Source organism: uncultured Stenotrophomonas sp. (genome assembly GCF_963519125.1).
In the GTDB taxonomy this organism is placed as follows: Bacteria; Pseudomonadota; Gammaproteobacteria; order Xanthomonadales; family Xanthomonadaceae; genus Stenotrophomonas.
On record NZ_CAUQLJ010000016.1, the window covers coordinates 13,605 to 36,688 of the forward strand.

The following is a 23,084-nucleotide window of genomic DNA, read 5'->3' on the forward strand; positions in this document are numbered from 1 at the left end:
GGGACGATTATTCCCCTTAATTCGGACTAATCAAGGGGGAGTTTGAGGACTAATCTGGCGCCATTCCCGATTTGGAGGACGCCAACCATGTGGTTGCAGAACATTCTTGGCCGCGTCATTGGCGGCCGCAAGACCCCGCTGGAGCTGGCCCTGACCGTGGAGAAGCGCCCGTCTGCGTTCTCCGGCAAGGCTTTCCGCGAGTTTACTCCCCCCGCCAACCTGCAGCGCGGCGGCAGCCTGCGCCTGGGCGCCCGCAACGGCGGCCGACTGGGTCGAATTGGGATTATCCCGGCGACGGGAGTTAAAGTCCCATGAGTGGGACGCTGGCCCCCGAGGTTCTGGTGCTGGGCGGCACCGGGAGCGTCGGGCAGGGCATCGTGGCCGCGCTGCTGGAGGCCGGCAGCCCGGTCCTGGTGGTCGGCCGCGACCCGGGCCGGCTTGCCGCACTGCGCGAGCAGTTCGCCGACGAACCCGGGCTGGAAACCCTGCTTGGGTCACTCGGCGATGACGGTTCCGCACGCAGCGTTGCCGAACGCGTAACGCATCGCCGCCGCCCTCTCGCGGCGGTGGTCGACGCGATGGGCGGCCCCTACAACCGTGGCCGGGTCACCGACCGCAGCGGCGACGCATTGTTGCAGGCGCTGCAGGCGGATGTGATGCCGCACGTACACGCCGGCCGTCACCTGTTGCCGCTGCTGCAGGGCGGCCCGCGCGCCCGCCGCTACGTCGTGATCGGTGGACCGGCCGGCTACAAGGCATGGGCCGGGCACGGCGAAACCTCGATCACCATGTCGGCCACGCGCATGTATGCGCAGGTGCTGCACCAGGAAGCGCAGGCGCTCGGCGTGCGCGCGCAGATGCTGGAAGTGAACAACCCGGTGTGCACGCCCACCAACGCCGCCAATGCCTGCATCGAGTGGCCGAGCGCGCTGCTGGTCGGGCGCCGGCTGGTGTCGTTGCTCGACAACTGCACCGACAACCGCCCCATCGTCCGCTGCGACACCCGCGATGCCGAACTTCCCCGCGGCCTGCTCAACCAGGAATGGCCGCCGAACCTTTCGCACGACGTCGCCGGCACCGCTTGACCTCTACCAAGGTTGAGGTCTCACGCTACGCCACCTCGTTGCACCGCCCTTCTGTTTTTCGCCTCACCCACTTTGCCGTAAGGATGCTTCCCATGACCTCCCACACTCCCACTTCCACCCGCATCACCCGACGGCTGGCCATGGCCGGCGTATCGATTCTCGCCGCTGCCGTGCTGGCCGCCTGCAGCGGCGGTCATGCTGAAGAAGCCGGCGCACCGCCGCCGCCGCAGGTCAGTGCCGCGCCGGTGCTGGTCAAGCCGGTCAGTCAGTGGGACGACTTCAGCGGTCGCGTCGAAGCAGTGCAGAGCGTCGAGCTGCGCCCGCGCGTGTCCGGCTACATCGACAAAGTCAACTACGTCGAAGGCGATGAAGTGAAGAAGGGCGACGTGCTGTTCACCATCGACGCCCGCAGCTACCGCGCCGAGCTGGATCGCGCCACCGCCGAACTGGCCCGCGCCCGCACCCAGGCCACGCTGAGCCGCAGCGAAGCCGAGCGTGCGCGCCGCCTGTCCGACCAGCAGGCGATTTCGACCGAAACCTGGGAACAGCGCCGTGCCACCGCGGACCAGGCGCAGGCTTCTGTGATGGCCGCGCAGGCCGCCGTCGACGCGGCCCGCTTGAACATGGAGTTCACCCAGGTGCGCGCGCCCATCGATGGCCGTGCCGGTCGCGCAATGGTCACCGCCGGCAACCTGGTCACCGCCGGCGACAGCGCCAGCGTGCTGACCACGCTGGTCTCGCTGGACACCGTCTTCGTCTACTTCGATGCCGATGAAAGCACCTTCCTGCGGTACGCACAGATGGCACGCAAGGGCGAGCGCCCGAGCGAGCGTGACAGCGATCTGCCGGTGAAGGTCGGCCTGTCCGGCGAAGAGGGCTACCCGCATTCGGGCAAGGTCGACTTCCTCGACAACCAGGTCGCCCGCAGCACCGGCACCATCCGCGTCCGCGCGCTGCTGGACAACGCCGATCGCCAGTTCACGCCAGGCCTGTTCGCCCGCGTGCAGCTGCTCGGCAGCGGCCAGTTCCAGGCCCTGCTGATCGACGAGAAGGCTGTTCTGACCGACCAGGATCGCAAGTACGTGTACGTGGTCGACAAGGATGGCAAGGCCCAGCGCCGTGACATCCAGCTCGGCCGCACCGCCGATGGCCTGCGCATTGTCGAGCACGGCCTGGCCGCCGGCGACAAGGTGATCATCGACGGCGTGCAGAAGGTCTTCATGCCGGGCATGCCGGTGCAGGCCAAGGCGGTGGCGATGCAGCCGCAGGCTGCGCCGCCGGCACCGGGCCGTGATGCGACTGCCGCACTGAACCACTGATCCGCGTCCCCGCTTAGCTGCCGGCGCCAGCGGCAGCCGTTCCTGCCTTCGTCAAAGTGACGAGGGGCAGGGCGGCTGTTGCCCGCCGAACGCCTTTCCCAGGAATTCCTCCATGGACTTTTCCCGTTTCTTCATCGACAGGCCGATCTTCGCGGCGGTGCTGTCGATCGTGATCTTCGCCGCAGGCCTGATCACGATTCCGATCCTGCCGATCAGCGAGTACCCGGAAGTGGTGCCGCCGTCGGTGGTCGTGCGCACGGTCTATCCGGGCGCCAACCCCAAGGTCATTGCCGAGACCGTCGCCACGCCGCTTGAAGAGGCCATCAACGGCGTCGAAGGCATGATGTACCTGAAGTCGGTTGCCGGCTCGGACGGCGTGCTGCAGATGACCGTCACCTTCCGCCCGGGCACCGACCCGGACGCGGCGGCGGTGAAGGTGCAGAACCGCGTGGCGCAGGCGCAGGCGCGTCTGCCTGAAGACGTGCGCCGCCAGGGCGTGACCACGCAGAAGCAGTCGCCGACCTTCCTGATGGTGGTGCACCTGACCTCGCCGCAAGGCAAGTACGACACCCTGTACCTGCGCAACTACGCACGCCTGCACGTCAAGGATGCGCTGGCGCGTATTCCGGGCGTGGGTGACGCGCAGATCTTCGGTGGCGGCGACTACGCCATGCGCGCCTGGCTGGACCCGGACAAGGTGGCCTCGCGCGGCCTGACTGCCAGTGACGTGGTGCGCGCCATGCGCGAGCAGAACGTGCAGGTCTCGGCCGGCCAGCTCGGTGCCGAACCGCTGCCGAACAGCCAGTTCCTGACCCTGATCAATGCCCAGGGCCGCCTGAAGACCGAAAAGGAATTCGGCGACATCGTGCTCAAGAGCGGTGTGGACGGTGAGATCGTACGCCTGGCCGATGTGGCCCGCCTGGAACTGGGTGCCGGTGACTACACCCTGCGCTCGCAGCTGGATGGCAAGAACGCCGTCGGTATCGGTATCTTCCAGTCGCCGGGTGCGAACGCGCTGGAAATCCGCGACCAGGTCATCTCGACGATGGACGAGATGCAGAAGACCATGCCGGCCGACGTCAAGTACGAGGCGGTGTATGACACCACCATCTTCGTGCGCGACTCGATCAAGGCCGTGGTCTCCACGTTGCTGGAAGCCATCGCGCTGGTGGTGCTGGTGGTGATCCTGTTCCTGCAGACCTGGCGTGCCTCGATCATCCCGTTGATCGCGGTGCCGGTGTCGGTGGTCGGTACCTTCGCCGCGCTGTACCTGCTGGGCTTCTCGATCAACACGCTGAGCCTGTTCGGCCTGGTACTGGCGATCGGCATCGTGGTCGACGACGCGATCGTGGTGGTGGAAAACGTCGAACGCAACATCGAGGAAGGGCTGTCGCCCACCGCGGCGGCACACCAGGCCATGCGTGAGGTGTCCGGCCCGATCGTGGCGATCGCGCTGGTGCTGTGTGCCGTGTTCGTGCCGATGGCCTTCCTGTCCGGTGTCACCGGCCAGTTCTACAAGCAGTTCGCGGTCACCATCGCCATTTCCACGGTGATCTCGGCGATCAACTCGCTGACCCTGTCGCCGGCCCTGGCCGCGCGCCTGCTGAAGGCCCACGGTGCCCCGAAGGACGGCCCGAGCCGCCTGATCGACCGCCTGTTCGGCTGGGTGTTCCGTCCGTTCAACCGCTTCTTCAAGTCCAGCTCGGAGAAGTACGAACGTGGCGTGGCGCGCATCCTCGGCCGTCGTGGTGCGGTGTTCGTGGTCTACGCGATCCTGCTGGTCGGTACCGGCGTGATCTTCAAGCTGGTGCCGCCGGGCTTCATCCCGACCCAGGACAAGCTGTACCTGATTGCCGGCGTGAAGCTGCCGGAAGGTTCGTCGATCGCGCGTACTGATGAAATGCTGCGCAAGGTTGCCAAGATCGCCCAGGAAACCGATGGCGTGGCCCACACCATCTCGTTCCCGGGCCTGAACGCGCTGCAGTTCACCAACACGCCGAACACCGGTGTGGCGTTCATTCCGCTCAAGCCGTTCGCCGAGCGCCATGGCCGTACCGCCGCGCAGATCAATGCCGAGATCAACCAGAAGATCGCCGGCCTGCAGGAAGGCTTCGCCTTCGCGATGATGCCGCCGCCGATCCTCGGCCTGGGTAACGGCAACGGCTACCAGATGTTCATCGAGGACCGCGGCAACCTGGGCTACGGCGCACTGCAGAATGCCGTGCAGGCGATGCAGGGTACCGTTGCGCAGACGCCGGGCATGGCCTTCCCGATTTCCAGCTACCAGGCCAATGTGCCGCAGCTGGATGCCGAGGTCGACCGCGTCAAGGCCAAGGCACAGGGCGTGCAGCTCACCGAACTGTTCGACACCCTGCAGACCTACCTCGGCTCGGCCTACGTCAACGACTTCAACCAGTTCGGCCGTACCTGGCAGGTGATCGCCCAGGCCGACGGTCCGTACCGCGAGACGGTCGAGGACATCGGCAAGCTGCGCACCCGCAACGACCGCGGCGAGATGGTGCCGATCGGTTCGATGGTCACCATCAAGCAGACCTTCGGCCCGGACCCGGTGCTGCGCTTCAATGGCTATCCGGCGGCTGACCTGGCCGGTGAAGCCGACCCGCGCCTGCTGTCCTCCGCCGAGGCGATGAACAAGCTGACCGAGATCGCCGGCAAGGTGCTGCCGGTAGGCATGACCACCGAATGGACCGACCTGAGCTATCAGCAGGCGACCCAGGGCAAGGCGGCCTTCATTGTCTTCCCGGTGGCGATCATGCTGGCCTTCCTGGTGCTGGCTGCGCTGTACGAGAGCTGGTCGCTGCCGCTGGCGGTGATCCTGATCGTGCCGATGACGCTGCTGTCGGCCCTGTTCGGCGTATGGTTGACCGGCGGTGACAACAACGTGTTCGTGCAGGTCGGCCTGGTGGTGCTGATGGGCCTGGCGTGCAAGAACGCGATCCTGATCGTCGAATTCGCCCGCGAACTGGAAATGGGCGGCAAGGGGATCGTGGAAGCCGCGCTGGAAGCCTGCCGCCTGCGTCTGCGCCCGATCGTGATGACCTCGATCGCGTTCATCGCCGGCACCATCCCGCTGGTGCTCTCGCATGGCGCCGGTGCGGAAGTGCGCTCGGTGACCGGCATTACCGTGTTTGCCGGCATGCTCGGCGTGACCCTGTTCGGCCTGTTCCTGACCCCGGTGTTCTACGTGGCGCTGCGCAAGTTCGTCAGCCGCAACGGCGGCGGCAAGCTGGTCGCCCACGGAAACTCCACCCTCCATCACTGATCCCGACCCCCACGAGGACTCTCCATGAATACCGCTACTTCCAAGATCGCGCTGGTCACCGGCGCCACCCGTGGCATCGGCCTGGAAACCGTCCGCCAGCTGGCCCAGGCCGGCGTGCATACGCTGCTGGCCGGTCGCAAGCGCGACACCGCCGTGGCCGAAGCGCTGAAGCTGCAGGCTGAAGGCCTGCCGGTGGAGGCAATCCAGCTCGACGTGGTCGACCCGGCCAGCATTGCCGCCGCCGTGCAGGAGATCAGCGACCGCCACGGTCGCCTGGACATCCTGGTCAACAACGCCGGCATCCTGCTCGACGACACTGCACTGGCGCCGTCCGCGCAGACCCTGGACACTTGGCGCAGCACGTTCGACACCAACCTGTTCGCGGTGATCGCCGTGACCCAGGCGTTCCTGCCGCTGCTCAGGCAGTCGCCGGCCGGCCGCATCGTCAACGTGTCCAGCATCCTCGGTTCGTTGACCCTGCACAGCCAGCCCGGCTCGCCGATCTACGGCTTCATGGTGCCGGCGTACAACGCCTCCAAGAGCGCGGTGAACGCCTGGACCGTGCAGCTGGCCTACGAACTGCGCGACAGCACCACCAAGGTCAATACCGTGCACCCCGGCTACGTGAAAACCGACATGAACAGTGGCGAGGGCGAACTCGAAATCGCCGACGGCGCGCGCTCCAGCGTGGGCATGGCGCTGATCGGCGCCGACGGTCCGAATGGCAGCTTCACCTACCTCGGCGAGGTGCTGCCATGGTGATCCGTGTGTTGACCGCCGCCGTTGCCAGCGCGCTGCTGGCCGGCTGCGTCAGCGTCGGCCCGAACTACCAGGCACCGCCGGCACAGCCGGTGGTCCTGCAGGGCGCGGCCGCGCCGGTGTTCAGTACCACCTCGCCGGTGGCGAGCTGGTGGGCGCAGTTCGACGACTCGGTGCTGGAACAGCTGGTGCACGACGCATTGGGCGACAACCTGGACCTGCGCATCGCGATGTCGCGCGTTCGCGAAGCCCGCGCGGTATTCGTCGAGCAGCGGTTGGACCAGCTGCCGCACGTCACCAGTGGCGGCAGCTACGACCGCCGCAAGCAGCCGGACCTGACCGCAGGTGGGGAACGTGTCTTCAGCGAGACCTACCAGTTGGGCTTCGATGCGGGCTGGGAGCTGGATCTGTTCGGACGCCAGCGCCGGGCCGCCGAAGCGGCGCGCGCCGACCTCGGCGCCGAGCAGGACAACTTGGCCGACGCGCAGGTGACCGTGGCGGCTGAAGTGGCACGCAACTACTTCGAGCTGCGCGGCACCCAGAAGCGGATCGACGTGGCCAAACGCACCCTGGTGAACCTGCGCGACACCCAGCGCTTGACCGAAGCCCGCTGGGAACTGGGTGCGGGCAGCGAGCTGGACGTGCAGAGCAGCCGGGCCCGGCTGAAGGCGATCGAGGCGGACATCCCGCTGCTTGAAGTGGCCGAAGTGCAGTCCCGGCATCGCCTGGCGGTGTTGCTGGGGCAGCGCCCGGATGCATTGGACGCGTTGCTGGAGCCGCGCGAGGTGCCGCCGTACGCGAAGGCGCTGCCACTGGGCGACACCACCGACCTGCTGCGCCAGCGTGCCGATGTGCGCGTCGCCGAGCGTCGGCTGGCCGCCGCAACGGCACGCGTGGGCGTGGCCACGGCTGATCTGTTCCCGCGCATCAGTCTGAGTGGCTTTGTCGGCTTCCTGTCCGGCGATGCCAGCGGGCTGGTCAACGGCAACAACAAGGCGTGGTCGGTGACGCCGTCGATCAGCTGGGCCGCGTTCGACTTCGGCACGGTCAAGGCACGGCTGCGCGCGAGCAAGGCGCAGGCCGACGGCGCCGCTGCCGAATACGAAAAGGCGGTGCTGCTGGCGTTGGAAGACACCGAAAACGCATTGACCCGTTATGCCAAGCAGCAGGCGCGGCTGGGCATCGTGGCCGAACAGGCACAGGCCGCGCGGCGTGCCGAGCAGCTGGCGCAGATCCGCTATCGCGAAGGGTCAGAAGACTTCCTGACCCTGCTCGATGCGCAGCGTACCCAGTTGGCGGCTGACGATGCGTTGGCAGCGGCCGAGTCCACGGTCAATGTCAGCGTGGTCGGCGTGTACAAGGCGCTGGGCGGCTGGGGCCAGCAGCAGGACGCCACCCCGCCGGCGCTCGCCGGCACCATGCGGTAACCCGGGCACGGGGGCGGCAAGCGTCGCCCCCTGCCAATTTTGTAATGGTTCGCCGCAATGGCGCACCGGGAAACCCCGCGCTGACGGCTTTGCCTCTGCCGGGTCGGTCTGGGCCGGTGCTAAAAACACCGCCAGTCCGGGAGATGAGCCATGCAACGGAAGTGCTGGGAACCGCCACGCGCGGTCAGGGAAGAACGCCATGCGGGCAGCGCAGGTCTGTCGGCCAGCGTGATCGTCCTGCTGGTCGTAGCCGCGCTGACGGTCAGCCTGGGCTTTGCGTGGCTGCCCGACAGCCTGCTCGGCATCGGCGTGGTCGGCGTCGGTTTGTTCCTCGCGATCAGCGCCCGCATCTGCCAGGCGCGTGAACAGCACCAGGCGCTGTGCCGGGTGTTGGAAAATCCGCTTCGTACACCGCGATCCTGACCTGTTGCTGCTACGGCCGCGTCCGATCTACGGTCGGGCGACGACATTGCCGGTAGGGTCGCATCCCAATCGACCGCACGCGGATTGTCCACGTTCTGTGGGGCATGACCTCCGGCGGAGATGGCTTCTGTTCCGCCGAAGGTCATGCGTTACCGGATGTGGGCGCGTTATCGGCGGTCGTCTGGGGACCGACCCTACCGCCGATTCCGATGCCAATGCCGATGCGTCACGCGTCGGAACGCGTCAGCGCTTCGTGGCCTCCGGGAACACCAACTCCGCCATCACCGGATAATGGTCCGACGGCACCACGCCATCGAAGGTCTGGTCCAGCGTGCTGAAATGCTTCACGCCAAACCCGCGTACCAGGATCCAGTCGATCTCCGACGTAGGCGTGTTGCTGAAGTTCTGGAAGGTCAGGCGCGGGCCGTCGACCTTCTCGGCCAGCTTGCGTGCATCACCCAGCGTGCGGGTAAAATCGGCATAGGTGGGGCTGGTCGGCTCGCTGTTGAAATCGCCGGTCACCACGATCGGAATGTCCTTCGGCAGCTTCGCCAGCCGCTCGGTGATCAGCTTCGCACCCAGCACGCGGCGCGGTTCGTCCTCATCGCGGTAGGGCAGGTGCGTGTTGTACAGGTAGAACTGCTTGCCATCGGCCTGGCGCTGGAACAACGCCCAGGTAACCATGCGCGGCATCAGGTTGCCCCAGGTGATGCTGCCGGCAACCTCCGGCGTGTCCGACAACCAGAAGTTGCCCGACTCGACCACCTTCAAGGCGGCGCTGTCGTAGAACACCCCCATATGCTCCTCGTTATCGCCCGGGCCGCGCGGTTCACCGAACCAGCGGTAGCCCGGCAGGTGCTGCACCAGAAACTCGGCCTGGTTGGTCTTCAGCTCCTGGGTACCGAACACCACCGGATGCTGCTCCTTCAACAGCGCCACCATCGCATCGCGACGGTCCTCCCAGCGCTTGTTGGGTTCGGTATCTACCGGCGTGCGGACATTGAATGACATCACCCGCAGCGGCTCGGGGCTCCTGGCCAGCGCGGAGCCGAGCGGCAACGCCAGCGCGATCAGGGCCAGCAGGGCCGGACGACGAAAACGAGACAACATGGGAATCCCTCCATTCCGTGAAATCGTTTCCAGAGGGTCGCACGGAACCTGTGGCGCTGGATATGCGCAGGTTGGCGGAACGGGTAGGGCAGAAGTCATGTCAGGCCCCGCTCACGCCGCCACTGGGCGAAAAATGTGACGAGGTTGGGATTTGGGTCCAGGTCGTTGGCGGCGGGGGGCAGTGGCTCGCCCGAATGGGCCGTTGCCGTGCCGTACTGCTGCAGGTACCGGACGGAGAAGGGACGCGCATCCGGGAAACGGGCCCGCAACTGCGGTACGACCACCCCGCCGCAGGAGTCGCAGGTGTCCAGCAGCGAGAACAGCCGGAAACGCTTCACCGGGGGGTGGTCTGCAATACAGCTGGCGATCAACCGCTCGGAGTCCTTCGCGCGGTCGAACACCACGGTGCGGGTATCGTGGGCGCCGCGAAGTACCGGAAGGCTTGTGATCCCGGGCAGCGGTGGTTTGCCTTTCATCGCATTGCGTGCATCGATCACGGGCGTGCCGTCTGAAAGCTCGGCACCCTGCTTCAGGTTCATGCTGCGGGTACGCTTGCCATCGGACAGCGCGCAGTAGACCTCGCGCGTTCCATCCTCGCGGATCACTTCGGCGAACGCCAGGTTGGCCCCATTGAGATGGTCGAGGATCGGCCGCGCCGCATCGGGCTGGGCGAGCGATGCGGCGGTGATGGGTGCGAGTGCGACCTTGCCGCCCGTGGCCGGGAGCAGTGCATTGAGGATCTCGGCCACTGCAGCGCGGTCTTCTTCGCTGGAGGTGGTGAGTGCCTGCCAGTCCGGTATGTGTTTCCGGGCCAACCCCACGAACGTGCGTTGTTGGGTCTGGCCGGTGAGAACCTTGTCGGCGTACTGCGCATAGATGTTGGAAGCGCTGTGTTCGGCCTGGTGGGCCGCGTAAGCGTCATAGGTTGCGTAGTGGTGGGGAAGATCCGTCGGCAGCGTGGGCTTGACGTAGTTGAACGCCAGGCGGGCAATGTTGTCCTGGTCCTGCGTCAGATCGGGACGCACCAGCGCTACGCGGTAGTGCTCCGACCTGCGCAGGTAGTCATTGATCGCGGCCTTGTCGCGGGCTGGCTGCATCCGGGTGAAATGCAGCGCCGTCTGGCCGGGTGCCGGCAAGGGCGCCTGGTAGAACACGCCATCATCCGGTTCGATGCACAGGGCGCGCAGGAACGGCGACTCCATCCGGATGGCACGCACGCGCCGCGCGTCTGCGACACCGGGCAGCAGGGCACCCACGTCCACGACCGGCAGTTCACGCTCCAGCCGCGCGACATGCGCGTCAGACAACGCGGCATGCAGGCCGAACATGCGCTGGTTGGAGAGCGTGCCTTCCAGCGTGTCGGGGTAGGTGACGCTGCCGGGCAGGCCCAGCGCTTCGAGCTGCGCTGCCGGCAGCGGCACCAGCTGCGGGGCCGCAGTGCGTGTGGAGGGCGTCCATGCACAGACCCTGCCGTTGTGCACCATCAGGCGCAGGGGATCGCCGCCATCGGACAAGGTGTGCGCCAGGTCCAGGGTGAACTCCCGCGTGGCGGCCGCAATGCCCTCAACGCGCCCGGGCGGCAGCTGATCCTGGCGCAGGTCCCTGGCAGCGTCCGGGGTGAATCGCAGCCGCGACTGCTGCGCGCAGGGAATCACCACCAGCGAACGGCGCGGCCTGCACTGCGTGGGCAGCTCGCGCCACTGCCCGGGCGCGGCGGTGCGTTGTTCGCCCGCCGTGATCAACTCGAATGCGGTTCCCTGCTCATTGAGCCGGTAACTGTGCTCACCGATAAGCACCTCCCAATCGTCGCTGCCGTGCTCCAGGAACTGCGCAGGCGTGTCGCCCAGCGCAACCTGCAGACCTTCGTCGGTGTATCGGACCGGAAGGGTCGCAGGCAGTTCGTTCGCGAACGCGAATGTGTCCAGCCGTGGCCCATAAGGCTTGCCGGTGAACACGTCATAGCGATGCCAGGCGGTGCCGCGTGCGGCCACCAGCACCACGCTGCCGTCCTCCAGTTTCGCCTCTGCCAGCGTTGGGGTGGCGGCACGGCGCGCCTGCAACGCCGCCTTCGGGACCCGCCCGCTGGCAACGGCGCGCTCGAGGGCGAGCGCCGACTCCTGCAGCGCCGGGCTTGTCCGCAGGATCCGCTTGAGCCAATCCGCACCCTGCAGTGCACTTTCCCAGGCATGGCTGCCGACCCACAACGATCCCTTGGCCACGTTGCGCACGGTGCCCAGGCCACCCTGCATCACCAGCGAAGTGCCCAGTTTCTGCAACGCTTCGCCGGACTCTGCCGCAATCGACTGGATGGTGTGTTCGCCCGCCGTGCGCGCGATGCGCACCGTGCTGCCGATGAACTCGCCCACCGGCACGACGGTTGACGCAACGTCCATCACGCAGCCGCTGATGGCGCTGGCCGAGTAATCGCCGGCCTGCATCTGTTCGACACAGGTGTAGAACGGAACGAGGAACTCCGCCACCCGGTTGAGTTTGTGGCGGTCTTCAACGAACCGCTGTTCGAGGCCGGTGAGTCTGGCCAGTTGATCCGTATGCGCTTGGGCAAGACGCGCGTCCCACAGGTGTGTGGTGGCTGCACGGGACAGTGCGGTAAAGCTGTGCTCCCGGCCTCCGGTTACAGCGTCGCCGTACGCCCTCAGTGTCAGCCCCGACATCGGGGTAAGCTGGTTGCCATCGCGGTTGCGCTGGATCGCGCCGTTGACCAACCCCTCGAAATCGACCAAGGGACCAAGCGCAGCGTCCTGCCACACACGGCGCGCCACGCCCGCCTGCGGGATGACCTCGAAGTAGCACGTTGCCGCGCCGGGCACGGTGGCCTCGCACCGCAGCAGCAGGCCGGCGTCTGCCTGGCGGTCACCACAACCCACACGCATCGGCGTGCAGACGGACGATGCGACCAGGCTGCGGTCGGATGCGGGCAGCCCGTCCAGAGCGGTAGCGATCAGCCCGGTCAGCCCCGCCTCCACGGTGCGTTTCCAGTCGTCGAATGCGGACTCGAAACGGCTGGCAGTGGTGGGGCCCTTGGTGGACACCCACGCATCGGCCACCATCAACTGCTGCAGGCTGTCGTCGTTGGTGATCATCGCGCGCGGACGGGGATCGACGGCCGGGTCGCCGTCGATGTCATCCGGCTGGTCCAGCCCGTACAGGTGCTCCTCGTAGGCGATCAGGCGCGAAGGGACGATGCCATGCCGCGCCAGGTAGGCTTGGCCGATGTCGACGGGGCGCTTCGACCACAGCGCCGGGTCGATATCCGCTTCCTTCAGCGTCTGCGCGGCGATGTCCACGCGCGTCGGCGGCGGGCTGGCCAGCTGCTGCACGTGCAGCGCGTGCAGGGCCTGGTCGTCCTGCAGCAGGGCAAGCGCGTCGCGCATCTGCAGCCCGGTTGCTGCGTCGAGCCGCGTGAGGTTGGCCCCGTCACCGTGCGCGGCGGAGTAGGCCATCGCCGCCGGCGCGAGCGCACGCGCCCACGCATCGTGCAGGTCGTCGTGCGCACCGGGCGTCTGCGCGGGCAGCGAGAGTTGCGCGGGCAGGGCGCAGACGTCGTCGAAGCGGGCACCGCTGCACGCGCCCGGTTGCATGCCATCCAGCAGCGTCGCCCCGTGTCGCAGGGCGATGCTCTGCAGCGAGCGGCCGTAGGTGAGCCACTCGGGAATGCCGTCCACCATCAGCGCCGGCTGGTCCAGCTCGCTGGCCAGCAGCCAGTACAGCACGCCCAGCGCGGCGGGCGTCGCCTCGCCGTTGGCATCAAGCACAGCCACGCGCAGTTCGTGGGCCAGCTGGACGAATGGCACATCCACCACCTCGGGAGCGGCGAAGCGTTCGCGCAGCGCGTCGATCCGGTCACGGCCGACGTAGCGTTCCAGCATCAATCGCGCGAGCAAGGTCTGCGCGCCGCGCGCGGAGGCCATGTCCCCGTCGAACCAACCGGCCTCGGCCAGCAGGGGTTGGCAGAACGCAGCGAACTGCCGGGTGCGCGACATCAGCGCCCAGGCATCGGGCGCGGTCAGCGGTTCCACATCGCTGCCGACATCGGTCCGTGGGTGCAGCAGCGACAGCCCGAATCCTTCGAGCAGGTCATCCAGCGCGGGCAATTGCGCCGGATCTGCGCGGGGCGTATCGGCGCGCGCGGGCACTTCCGCCTGGATGAGTGCTGCCAGCAGTGCATCTTCCGAGGCGTCCGCGCCGCGCTCTGGCGCATGGGATGTCGGCAACAGCGGGAAGCTCAGCGGCGCGCGCGCTGGCGGGACCGCGCGTGCGCCAGGCGGCAGCAGCACGGCGCCGAACGCCAACGCTTCGTCCGCGGTCAGTGCCGGATGCAGCCCGAGCAGGTCGATTGCCAGTGACAGTACCGGCGCAGCGTCATGGGTCGGGTCGTCGGCGATGCCTGCGGGGTCGTCGCCAAGCGACAACTGCACCTCGGCGGACGCACCCAGCATCGCCGCACAGGTGCTCGCCGACAACGTCGCCTCGCGGTCCAACCGCGTGCCGGCGCTGCGCCCGGCAACCGAGCGTTCCAGGTGCTGCCAGGCGACCCGCTGCGCGTCGTCGCTGGCGCACCACTGGTCCAGCGCCTGTGGCGCTTCCATGATCCGGGTCCACAGCGCCGGCAGGTCCTGCGACCCCCGCGCCTGCTCCGTGGAAGAAAGGGCATGCTGCACGGCGCGCAGCACGCCTTCGCGATTGCTGGGCATGCCCGGCCCGCGCCATAGCGACGCCAGTTCGCTGTCGGGCAGCAGGCTGAGCCATTCGTCGGGCGACAGGTGCCAGGTGGAGCCGCGCTGGACGTCGTTGCGCCAGCGACCGAACGCCTCCGCGCCCGGCGCATTGCCCAGTTGCCGGAAGAAGGCGTGGACCAGTTCGGGCGCAACGTCGTCCGCGCCGATCTCCAACACCTGCGCCACCAGCCGACGCGTTTCACCGCCACGCAACAGGCGCAACCGGTCGCGCCCCTGCTGCTGGGGGTCGTCTGCAATCCGGTCGCGACCGAGCAGGTGCCGCAGGACGGCGGCAGGCAGGGGCAGGGTGACGGTCATCGGCAGCAGGAACGGCCGCAGGCGTTCAGGATTCCGGGCCAGGTCCAACGCCTCCAGATCGGCCAAGGCGCTGGACGCGCGGGCGCCACCCGTCCATGCGAAGAACCCGGCATAGGCCGGGTAGGCCGACCGATACCACGGGTCGGCCTGCGCCATCGGCAGGTCAATGCCTGCATACAGCTGCAACAGCGGCGCGATCAGTTCACCGGTGAGCACGCGCAGATCGTTGCGGCGTGGATCGATTACCGATTGCAGCGGCGGTTCCAGATCTTCATAGCGGGCCAGCGAGGCGGCGACCTGGTGGAACAGCGCGCCCAGCTCGGTGACCCAGTGGGTGCCGGCCACGGCGGCTTTGCGCTCCAGATGGTCGCGCCAGTCTGCCGGCTGCGGGGCCTTGCCGCGCCAGTTCCAGCCTGCGCCGAAACGCAGTTCATCCAGCTCGCGGCGCAGCGTGACGAGCAGGTCGGCCAGCAGGGTGTCGGCGCTGTCGAGCAGGTTGAAGGTGGTCTCGTCCAGCAATGCGGGCTCGGTCTGTACGAGCCAGCTGCGCATCGCTTCGGTGCCTGCGCCATGCGGCAGCGGCCTGCCGTACGCCCGATGCATGCGTGCACGATGCGCCTGCAGCTGCGCATCGGTCATCGGCGTTTCCAGGCGACCGGCCACGGTGTCGGTGCGCCACGCCAGTGCATCAAAGTGCGCAGACGCCGAGGCCAGCGCGTTGGCATCCTGCGCCTGTACGTACGCCACTGCCACGCGCCCGATGCGGGCCAGGGCATGCATCGCCCGGCGTTCGCCTTCTGCGTGCGGGTGCTGAGTGAGCTGCTCCAGCATGCGACTGAACGCGTAGGCACATGCGGTGGTGCCGCCGTCGGCCAGGGTGCGGCGAGCGCCTTCGGGCAGCATCGGCAGCGTCTGCAGCGCGTCGTACCATGCGAGCGCAGGTGCAGACAGGAAGAACGCTGCCAGCGCGTCCGGGCTGGGCGCACGATGCTGCAGGTCGAAGCCGGCCTGCGCGAACGCGTCGGTGATGGCCGCATGCAGTCCGCCAAGGGTGCGCGGCACCTGCCAATCCAGCGGGCTCCACCAGTCGTCGGGCGCAAGGCGGTCGAGCAGCGGTGCCTGTACCCGCAGCGGCAGCCGACCGTCGATGGGGATCATGTCCTGGGCGGCCGCGCCGTTGAGCGGCGACGCCGTTGCGGCGGCAGCGGCGACCGGCCGGCCCGGATCGGTCAGCGCGCCGGCATGGGCGCGCGGCATGTGCATGTCGTGGCGCATGGCAGCCGCCTCTGCCACCAAGGCGGTGCGCTGCATGGGGCACAGTCCGTCTGTCGGCATCGTGCGCGGGGTGTCGCGCGCGGCCATCGTTGTTGGCCCGGCAGGCTGACGCGCCAGGAATGCGCCGATGCCAACGGCCTGCTCGCGGAACATGCCGGGTACGTTATGCGGCGCCTCCCAGCACTGACCCAGCGGCGCGAGTGCCGTGCCCCTTGGCGGGCGGCCGAGCAATGCGCTGGTGTCGTCTGTTGGAGGCGCTTCACCCGCCGTCGGTGTACAGGCCACGATGTTGACCGGCTGCACCCAGGCACTGCCGAGTCCGTATGGCTGTACGGCGTTCGCCACCGCTTCGGGCGTCGGCACGGTTCTGCTGCCCAGCAGTCTGGCACTGTTTGCAGCAGCGAAGCCGAGGTCCGCGCCGGCGTTCACCAGCTGCGGCAGTTGCCAGGGAAGGCTGAGCAGGCTGACCGCCGCACGCGCGGCGCTGTCATAGCGACCCAGGGGCTGCGCCACGCCGGGAATGTCGAGGCTGGCCTGGTCCGCCACGGCCAGCAGCTGCGCGGCCAGGGACGAGGACGGCTTTCCGGAAGTCGCCATCGCCGCCGATGCCGTGTCCGGCTCGCTGCTCGTTGCGCCCTGCTGCATTGCGGACAATCGTGCACGAACCGCCGCAATCGACGCGGCATCCCCTGCGTGGGCAAACACCGTGCGCAGCCCGGCGCGCGGATCGAGCAGGCCAGCATCGCGTTGCTCGTGCCTGCGCACACGCGTGAGCGCTTCCCGCAGCGTCTGGGCGGACGCGGCCGGTGCCAGCTCTGCCAGCAGTGTTGCCATGGCGGCATGGCGTTTGTCGGTGTCCAGGCCTTTGTACTTCGAGCGCTGATGGTGGAGCGCAACCTGTCGTGCGTCCACGTCCGCATCGGGTGCAGGTTGGCTGGAGAGCATCTCCTGCCATGCAGCACACGTTGTGTCCACGGGCCGATAGAGCGCAGTGCGCAGGCGCTGCAACAGTGGATCGCGTCCGGCAACCGCTGCGGTCAAACGCGCTCTTTCGGCGATGCATTCTACTTCCCAGTGCGACTGGGGCAGGCGCAGGGCATACAGCAGCACGCAGCGCCAGGCGGCGGCCTCATCGTCGCTGCAGGGGGGAAGTACGCACTGGGCGGCCAGCCACTCCGACAGTGCATCGCCGAGCGGACTGCCTGGCAACCCGCCGTCGAGCAGGGCCTGCAGCAGCGCGGTATCGATCGGCCCCTTGGCCAGCGCGTCGGCCAACGCGTCCAGCTGGGCGGCCGGTACGCCCAGCAGTGCCAGCGTCGTCGCCTCGCGATTGTGTACCTGCCACGGTGTCGCCGTTGGGCGCGTCTGCTCCTGGGCGGGCGCAGGGGTGCGCTGCCCGGCGGTCGCGGAAGTGGATACGGAACGGCAGGGGAAAAGGTTCGGCACAGGCAGGGAATCGTGACAGGCGCAGGGGCGCGGAAGGGCGCCGATCCTACGGATGGCCCGCAGTGCTGCAATCGACCAAGCCAATGGAACCTGACTAAACGAGTGATGCCATGCATCGAAATCATTGCGGCATGGGGGATACGGGACGGTGATCGCGCCGCGCGTTGGGAAGCGGGGCACTGTCGGTATCGGAATTGTTGTATCGGCAGCGCGGTGCTGACAGCCGACACGCCTGCGCCGTGAGGTACTCTGGTCAGTCCCCCTGCCAGAGCACTGGACCGCCCGATGGATTACCAGCTGATCATCAAGTTCTGGCGCAAGTCGCTGGACGACGAAGGCTTCCTCGCCACGCTCGAAGCCGAACTGGCCACGGCCTTGGGCAGCGCGGCGAAGCTGGACGGCTACGACGTCAGCGCGAAAGAGATCAACCTTTTCATGGACACCTCCGATCCGCGCCCGACCTTCCGCAAGGCCAAGGACGTGCTCGAACGGCTGGGCGTGATGCACAGCGTGTCGGCCGCCTACCGGCTGGTCGGCGGCGCGCAGTTCACTTCGGTCTGGCCGACCCGGATGGCACGCAAGTTCACGCTGCCCTGAGGCGGAGAACCCGCCTCAGTTCGCAACTGGATTCAAATACAGCCGCGCACCGTCGGACTCGCGTTTTCCCGACCAGCGGCCACTGCGGTCCTGGCGGAAACGGCCAATGGTGGTGTTGTTGGTGTCGGTAATCAGCAACTGGTTGCCCGACAGCACCCAGCGGTTGGCCGGGAAGAACCCATCCGGACAGCCTGCGGGAACGTAGGCGCTGTGCCCACCGAACCACTCGGCGTCCTTGAGTTCGATTGTGCAGGTGCTGCCGTTCTCCTGCCCCAGGGTCCACCGACCCACCAGCTCCGCGCCCCAACCCGGGCGCCCGCCGTGTCGGTCGCCATGATCGTGCCCATGCGGCCACTCGTCGTCATTGCCGCCCATGTCGATCTCCACCGAACTGTCCCTGCTCTCGCTGCGCGACTTGGAATGTGAGCTGCCGCTGGTGGTGGACTGCTGGTTGAGCGAGCCGAAGTTACCGAACGCGGAGTCGCCGTTCTGATCGGAGCTGGTCGTTCCGTCCTGGTCCTGCCCGGTCGTCGACTGGCTGCTGGTGGTAGTCGTGCTTGAGCTGGTCTGCTCGCTGCTGGTGTGCTCTTCCATCGAGCCGAACGAGACATCCTGGCCGAGGGCAATGGCGGGGGAGGCCATCAGGAGGAGGGCGAGCAGCCAGGAAGTGGGGAGTTTTGTCGCCATCGCTTTCTCCAGAGGTAGACCCGTGGGAACAGCAGGGACCAAGCGGAGCACACCCGGCGTGAGCGGACTGGCAATAAAAAAGCCGGGACCCCGTTTGAAGGAGGTCCCGGCTCTTTGGGTCCTTGCGGACCGTCTTATGGTGGAGGTGGGCTCTACTGGATAAGTGGCCACATCCCTTACGCAGCAATGCGTGGGGAGGGTGGCGCTGCCTCGATACCCCCTCCGATACCCCCGCTCGTAGCCTGCTGGTCGCGGGCGTCGACCTGCAATTGAATCCATTCCTCAACCTCGGATTCGAGCCATCTCACCGACGCCCCCACGGGCACCTGTTTGGGAAAGGTGCCGGCCGAAATGCGCGAATAGATCGTCGATTTGGGTAGACCGGTACGGTCGAGCACCTGCTTCAGTCGCAGGAGGCGGCGGGGGGCTTGTGTGACGCTGATGGCGGTCATGTGGCTTCCTTTGCCGCTGCGTGCGGCTGATTCGTTTTGGGTGATGCAGTGCATTCGCGGTCGTCAGGCACTGGCCGCGCGGCCTGGACCCTGCATCTGCAGTCGAAGCTGGACGACGTTGTCGGCGGGAGCATCAATCGCAGGGAGGACCTTCTTGGCGCTGCGTGGCGGGCGGTTGATCCGGCGCCATTCGGCTAGGGCGGCGTCCGGCTCAGCGTGCTTGCTGGTAGCGCGGCACCGGCATTCGACCAGGTGGCCCCCGCCGGCGGCGAGGCCGCGCAGATCGTGGATGTGGCGCGCGCTGTGCCCGGCCGCACAGGCCGGCAGCGGATCGGGGTGGCTGATGTGTCGCTGCGTCATTAGAGGCGCTCCATGCTGAGTGCTTCAGCTCTTTGGACTTGTGGTGCCTGGCTTCGAAAGGCAGACTCAGGGCGGGAGTAGATGCGGCAGTACCAATGGCAACTGGACAAGCACCAGAGTCTTTTCATAGCGTCACGCTGTCGGTTTCGGGTTGCGCTTACACCGCCAACATCTGGCGAGGAGGCGCGACTCAGTGGCGTCTGCTGTCCGTTGACGTTCACCATTACGGCGCTGTGGAGGTCCACCTGCCGGCCTTTGGTTCCTGCCGGTCCGCTCTCGAAGAAGCCGAGCGAACGGCTGTCCAAGTGCTTGGCAGTAAGCAATTGCCGAAGGAGAGCGCCGCATAGAAGCGCGCTGTCGATCACGTTTCCCGCGACGCCTCGATGCCCTTTCCCTCGCTTCCGGTGTGGCGTACAGTTGATGAATGTATTCATCGGCCAAGCGCAATGACTGATCCGGCTGCAGCGAGCATTTTTCGCGGCAAGATTCGTGGCCACGACGTTGTGCTGACGGTCGGCAGGGACGAACTTGGACGATTCGGGTACACCGCTGAAATTGACGGTCTTCCAGTCGATATCGGCCGGCGCGACCTCGCGCCGATGCTGAGCAAAGGCGATGCCATGCAGCTCGGCCTCGCCGCCGTTGAAGCCCACGTAAGCGCATTGCCTCAAAAGCGATAATCCCTGCCGGTCGTTGGTGCAAAGCCTAATAGCCCGAGCGCTATTCCAGATAGAACAAGCCGGCAGTCGCTCCAAGGGGCTGAGCTGGCGCTGGATCATTTGAACAGCTCCGGCTGGATGGGGAGGGCCGGTGGTGGTGCCGGCCTGGGGAGCGCTGCCGCGCGGAGACGCGCTGACTGGGCGCTGTTGAAGAAGCACCAGAACCCGTGGCCGTTGCCACCCCGGCGCACGCGCGCCTCGCTGATCAGCACGCGCGCTGTGTGCTTGGCCTGGGCGATCGCGTCCATCAGGCGGCCTCCTTCAGCGCCAGGATCAGGTCGCGGGCGACGGGCGGGCAAACGGCGTTGCCGAGCATGTGCATGGCGTCTTTCTTGTTTTCCGGAAGCCGGTAGCTATCAGGGAAGCCCATTGCGCGCCGGGCCTCAGGCACCGACAGCATCCGCATGCGATCGCCGTCCACAATCGCCCAGCGGTCACGGGTGGTGATCGTGCCGATCGGCCTGGACAGGCAGCGGCCAGTAAGGCCCGAGCCATTGCCATAGTAGGGTGCAATGAATCGGTCGCCGAAGGATGAGCGACCGGCCTTGATGCGCGCCAGCGTTGCCGCCGATCGCCCGGGGCGATCGATCTGGCTCCACCTTCCGGAGTCGAAATCTATGATCGAGCTGGCCGGGACCATTTCCCGCTTCGGAACTTTGAGCTCGATCGGATGCTTGCTCTTCGTCAGCGCGATGAAGACGCGCCAGCGGTGCTGAGGAACCCCGAAGTCGGCGGCGTCCACCAAGTGAGGGCTGATCGCGTAGCCAAGCGCCGTAACCGCGGCGCACCACGCCGGGAACAGCTTCCACTTCGTGAACTCTGGCACGTTCTCGATCAGGCCCCACTCCGGCATCCGGCACTCCAGTGCGGAAACCACCGCCCAGGCCGTCGATCGTGTGGCGTCATGGTGCGGGCGCTCCTTACCGCGTGCCGGGGTATGCCCTTGGCACGCAGGGGAAGCCAGCAGAGCTTCGAAATCAGGAAGCAACGTCCAATCTGCCTGCTGCACGTCTTGGCAGACGTGCATGGCGCCCGGATGGTTCTCTGCGTGGGTCTGTACTGCGATCGGCCAGTGATTTGCGGCGTAGACCACTTTGCAGTCCGCCAGTTCCGCGCCCAGGCTGAAGCCGCCAAGCCCTGCCAAGAGATCGATCACGCGCATCAGCCAACCTCGCCCAGCTGGGTGCGCAGGTCGCGCGGCGGGGTGATATTCGCCAACGTGGTCGATCCTGGCTTGGTTTGCGCGCGGGCACTTTGTAGGATTGGGCTAGCGGCACAAAGGAGGCGAAAGAGGTGGCTCAACGCGAAGTCGGTAGGCATGTCGAGCGGCGATTTGGTTTCAACAGGCGCCGTTACACGGTGAAGCTGATCTTTTTGGATAAGGGAGTAAGCGTCGAAGAGGTTGCAGTTGATGGCGGGGCTCGTGGCCACATCTCGGGCGTGGTCTTCGAGTCCGAGGGCGAGGCCCTGCTGACGGCCCATCACTTGGCGCGGAACCTCATCGGAGACTGACGGGCTGGCCTGTTTCATCACTTCGTTTCCTCGTCGTACTGGTCGAGTCGTTCGAGCAGGTAGGTGGCTTCGCTCTTCCACTTCATCCCGTCGGTCGTGTTGACGACTTTGGTGGTTGCGATGCGGTGCAGTGCCTGGAGGGGTTCACGGAACCAGGCGGGGTCAAAGGGGAGGGCGGCGCGGCTGTCGGGTGTCGGCGTGGGAGGCTCGCAGTTGGGGCCGGCGTAGAACTCGCCGTCGCCGCAGTCGCGGCAGTTCCCGTCGCGGAATCGGTGCGCCTTCGTGGGCTTCTCGGTCTTCGGGTGCAGGTAGAGCGCGCGGATATCCAGGCCCCGCCGGCGGGCGTGCACCACGTCGCCGTCCTCTGCCTGCATCCACGGCTCGGCCGAATGCTTTGGCCGGCACTCGAGGCGGGCCGGCTTCTGCGGGCCGTACAGCTGGATCATGAACGTGCGCGCCCAGGCGGCCACCTCATCGGCTGGCACCGGCTGGCCGGCGGCGCCTGCGCGGCGCATGGCGCGCACGGTGGCTGCCACGGTTATGGACTGGGCAGGTGCTGCCGTCATGCGCGCGGCCCCAGGGTCTTGATCTGGTTCAACAGCTGCTCGAAGTGCGCGGCCTGGTGCCGTTCCATCCAGCAGGCGGCTACCGCGACGGTGACGCCGACGCCGATCAGCACGCCCAGGAGGAAGACGAAGACGCTCATGGGGCATCGCCTCCTGTGTTCCGGGCGCCATAGGACAGGTCGCGCGTCATGTCGGCTACGGCGCGGGCGGCGCTCTTGCGGCCGTCCAGCACCTCGCGACGCGCCAGTGCGGCGGCGCGGGCCACGTGGTGAGGGCGGTAGCCCATGCGCTTGGCAGCGAGAGCCACGGCCAGGCCGGCGCCATTGGCGCGCGCGGTGGTGCTGGTGGGGAACTGCAGGATGACGGCGCTCATGCGACAGCGTCCTCAACGCGGGCGAGCGCCTTGCTTCGTGCGCTCTCCCCGGCGGCTTGCGCGGCTTCCTTCGTGGAGTAGCCGGTCCCGCTGCGGGGTCCAGCTACGAAAGCCCACTGTCCATGGCCTGCTGCGCGCACGCGCACAGGCCACTTGACCGCGTCAGGGGCCGGTGCCGACACCTCGACCAGGTCGGCGTTGCCGCGCTGCAGCTCCAGCGGGCGCGCGGGGAACATGCCCACACGGATGGGGCGGCGCAGGTCCAGCGAGGCGCGGGAGAGGTCCTGGCAGAGCTGCGGGACTTCGTCGGCATCGAAGCTGAAGATGGCGTCCCCAACCTTGAGGACGACCGTGTTGTTCTTCGGGCGCGCTTCCACGACGGCGGGGGCGCGGGCGCTGAGGGTGAGGTGCGGCATGGAAGGTCTCCGTGCCCCGGCCCGGATGGGCGGTTACTGGGGCGACGAAGCAAAGTTACAGAATCCTGTAGTAAAATGTCAACAGGATTCTGTAATTCTCTTCAGGGCGCTGTACGGGCCTGACGGGACACTCAATAAAAAGCCCCGCAATGCGGGGCTCTTACTACGGTGTAGGCGGGCGCCTGGGGTCGGCGATCACTCTGGATGGCGACCCGTAAAGC

Annotated in this window: 21 protein-coding genes; 9 read left to right on the forward strand and 12 right to left on the reverse strand. The window is 67.1% G+C overall.

The features are described from left to right. The first annotated feature begins 87 nt into the window (after positions 1 to 87). The 7 genes from RYM47_RS14120 to RYM47_RS14150 all read left to right on the forward strand — a co-directional run bounded on the left by RYM47_RS14120 (position 88) and on the right by RYM47_RS14150 (position 8,296). Complete coding sequence (locus RYM47_RS14120) at positions 88 to 315, forward strand: hypothetical protein (RefSeq protein ID WP_315388692.1); 228 nt, start codon at positions 88 to 90, stop codon at positions 313 to 315. Then, positions 312 to 1,085 (forward strand): SDR family NAD(P)-dependent oxidoreductase, encoded by a 774-nt coding sequence (locus RYM47_RS14125; protein ID WP_315388693.1) that lies wholly within the window; start codon positions 312 to 314, stop codon positions 1,083 to 1,085. Before RYM47_RS14120 ends, RYM47_RS14125 begins: the two co-directional genes overlap by 4 nt. 92 nt (positions 1,086 to 1,177) lie before the next feature. Next, positions 1,178 to 2,404 carry an efflux RND transporter periplasmic adaptor subunit gene (locus RYM47_RS14130; protein ID WP_315388694.1) on the forward strand — a complete coding sequence of 409 codons (1,227 nt, stop codon included), beginning with the start codon at positions 1,178 to 1,180 and terminating at the stop codon, positions 2,402 to 2,404. Positions 2,405 to 2,516: 112 nt separating this feature from the next. After that, a complete protein-coding gene (locus RYM47_RS14135; RefSeq protein WP_315388695.1) occupies positions 2,517 to 5,687 on the forward strand; it encodes a multidrug efflux RND transporter permease subunit in 3,171 nt (1,056 codons plus the stop codon). Positions 5,688 to 5,711: 24 nt separating this feature from the next. Next, on the forward strand, positions 5,712 to 6,449 hold the full coding sequence (locus RYM47_RS14140) for an SDR family oxidoreductase (protein ID WP_315388696.1): 738 nt from the start codon (positions 5,712 to 5,714) through the stop codon (positions 6,447 to 6,449). Continuing rightward, on the forward strand, positions 6,443 to 7,873 hold the full coding sequence (locus RYM47_RS14145; protein ID WP_315388697.1) for an efflux transporter outer membrane subunit: 1,431 nt from the start codon (positions 6,443 to 6,445) through the stop codon (positions 7,871 to 7,873). The genes RYM47_RS14140 and RYM47_RS14145 overlap by 7 nt, the downstream gene beginning before the upstream one ends. 150 nt (positions 7,874 to 8,023) lie before the next feature. Beyond that, a complete protein-coding gene (locus tag RYM47_RS14150; protein WP_315388698.1) occupies positions 8,024 to 8,296 on the forward strand; it encodes a hypothetical protein in 273 nt (90 codons plus the stop codon). A 243-nt stretch (positions 8,297 to 8,539) separates the two neighbouring features. On the opposite strand, the gene RYM47_RS14155 is transcribed toward RYM47_RS14150, so the two are convergent. Next, positions 8,540 to 9,406, reverse strand: coding sequence for an endonuclease/exonuclease/phosphatase family protein (locus tag RYM47_RS14155; RefSeq protein WP_315388699.1), 867 nt, complete (start codon positions 9,404 to 9,406; stop codon positions 8,540 to 8,542). A gap of 95 nt (positions 9,407 to 9,501) precedes the next feature. Further along, positions 9,502 to 17,181 carry a deaminase domain-containing protein gene (locus RYM47_RS14160; RefSeq protein ID WP_315388700.1) on the reverse strand — a complete coding sequence of 2,560 codons (7,680 nt, stop codon included), beginning with the start codon at positions 17,179 to 17,181 and terminating at the stop codon, positions 9,502 to 9,504. A gap of 285 nt (positions 17,182 to 17,466) precedes the next feature. Between RYM47_RS14160 and RYM47_RS14165 the strand changes: the two genes are divergently transcribed. Further along, positions 17,467 to 17,778, forward strand: coding sequence for a hypothetical protein (locus tag RYM47_RS14165; RefSeq protein ID WP_315388701.1), 312 nt, complete (start codon positions 17,467 to 17,469; stop codon positions 17,776 to 17,778). Positions 17,779 to 17,793: 15 nt separating this feature from the next. On the opposite strand, the gene RYM47_RS14170 is transcribed toward RYM47_RS14165, so the two are convergent. The 3 genes from RYM47_RS14170 to RYM47_RS14180 all read right to left on the reverse strand — a co-directional run bounded on the left by RYM47_RS14170 (position 17,794) and on the right by RYM47_RS14180 (position 19,277). Then, positions 17,794 to 18,465 carry an AprI/Inh family metalloprotease inhibitor gene (locus RYM47_RS14170; protein WP_315388702.1) on the reverse strand — a complete coding sequence of 224 codons (672 nt, stop codon included), beginning with the start codon at positions 18,463 to 18,465 and terminating at the stop codon, positions 17,794 to 17,796. Between the two features lie 176 nt (positions 18,466 to 18,641). After that, complete coding sequence (locus tag RYM47_RS14175) at positions 18,642 to 18,917, reverse strand: AlpA family transcriptional regulator (protein WP_315388703.1); 276 nt, start codon at positions 18,915 to 18,917, stop codon at positions 18,642 to 18,644. A 63-nt stretch (positions 18,918 to 18,980) separates the two neighbouring features. Beyond that, on the reverse strand, positions 18,981 to 19,277 hold the full coding sequence (locus tag RYM47_RS14180; RefSeq protein ID WP_315388704.1) for a hypothetical protein: 297 nt from the start codon (positions 19,275 to 19,277) through the stop codon (positions 18,981 to 18,983). Between the two features lie 446 nt (positions 19,278 to 19,723). Between RYM47_RS14180 and RYM47_RS14185 the strand changes: the two genes are divergently transcribed. Continuing rightward, positions 19,724 to 19,957: a hypothetical protein gene (locus RYM47_RS14185; RefSeq protein WP_315388705.1), complete on the forward strand. Its 234-nt coding sequence runs from the start codon at positions 19,724 to 19,726 to the stop codon at positions 19,955 to 19,957. 95 nt (positions 19,958 to 20,052) lie between these two features. Here RYM47_RS14185 and RYM47_RS14190 read toward each other — a convergent pair whose 3' ends face one another. From RYM47_RS14190 to RYM47_RS14220, 7 genes are read right to left on the reverse strand one after another with little or no spacing between them, the layout of a single operon-like run. Next, positions 20,053 to 20,244, reverse strand: a complete 192-nt coding sequence (locus RYM47_RS14190) for a hypothetical protein (RefSeq protein WP_315388706.1) — start codon at positions 20,242 to 20,244, stop codon at positions 20,053 to 20,055. Then, a complete protein-coding gene (locus tag RYM47_RS14195) occupies positions 20,244 to 21,158 on the reverse strand; it encodes a DNA cytosine methyltransferase (RefSeq protein WP_315388707.1) in 915 nt (304 codons plus the stop codon). Before RYM47_RS14195 ends, RYM47_RS14190 begins: the two co-directional genes overlap by 1 nt. After that, on the reverse strand, positions 21,158 to 21,526 hold the full coding sequence (locus tag RYM47_RS14200) for a hypothetical protein (protein ID WP_315388708.1): 369 nt from the start codon (positions 21,524 to 21,526) through the stop codon (positions 21,158 to 21,160). Before RYM47_RS14200 ends, RYM47_RS14195 begins: the two co-directional genes overlap by 1 nt. After that, positions 21,526 to 22,074, reverse strand: a complete 549-nt coding sequence (locus tag RYM47_RS14205) for a hypothetical protein (protein ID WP_315388709.1) — start codon at positions 22,072 to 22,074, stop codon at positions 21,526 to 21,528. Before RYM47_RS14205 ends, RYM47_RS14200 begins: the two co-directional genes overlap by 1 nt. After that, positions 22,071 to 22,214: a hypothetical protein gene (locus tag RYM47_RS14210; protein ID WP_315388710.1), complete on the reverse strand. Its 144-nt coding sequence runs from the start codon at positions 22,212 to 22,214 to the stop codon at positions 22,071 to 22,073. Before RYM47_RS14210 ends, RYM47_RS14205 begins: the two co-directional genes overlap by 4 nt. Further along, the gene (locus RYM47_RS14215; RefSeq protein ID WP_315388711.1) at positions 22,211 to 22,447 is read right to left on the reverse strand and encodes a hypothetical protein; all 237 of its coding nucleotides are present in this window, start codon (positions 22,445 to 22,447) and stop codon (positions 22,211 to 22,213) included. Before RYM47_RS14215 ends, RYM47_RS14210 begins: the two co-directional genes overlap by 4 nt. Then, positions 22,444 to 22,863 (reverse strand): hypothetical protein, encoded by a 420-nt coding sequence (locus RYM47_RS14220; protein ID WP_315388712.1) that lies wholly within the window; start codon positions 22,861 to 22,863, stop codon positions 22,444 to 22,446. The genes RYM47_RS14215 and RYM47_RS14220 overlap by 4 nt, the downstream gene beginning before the upstream one ends. Positions 22,864 to 23,084 lie beyond the last annotated feature (221 nt).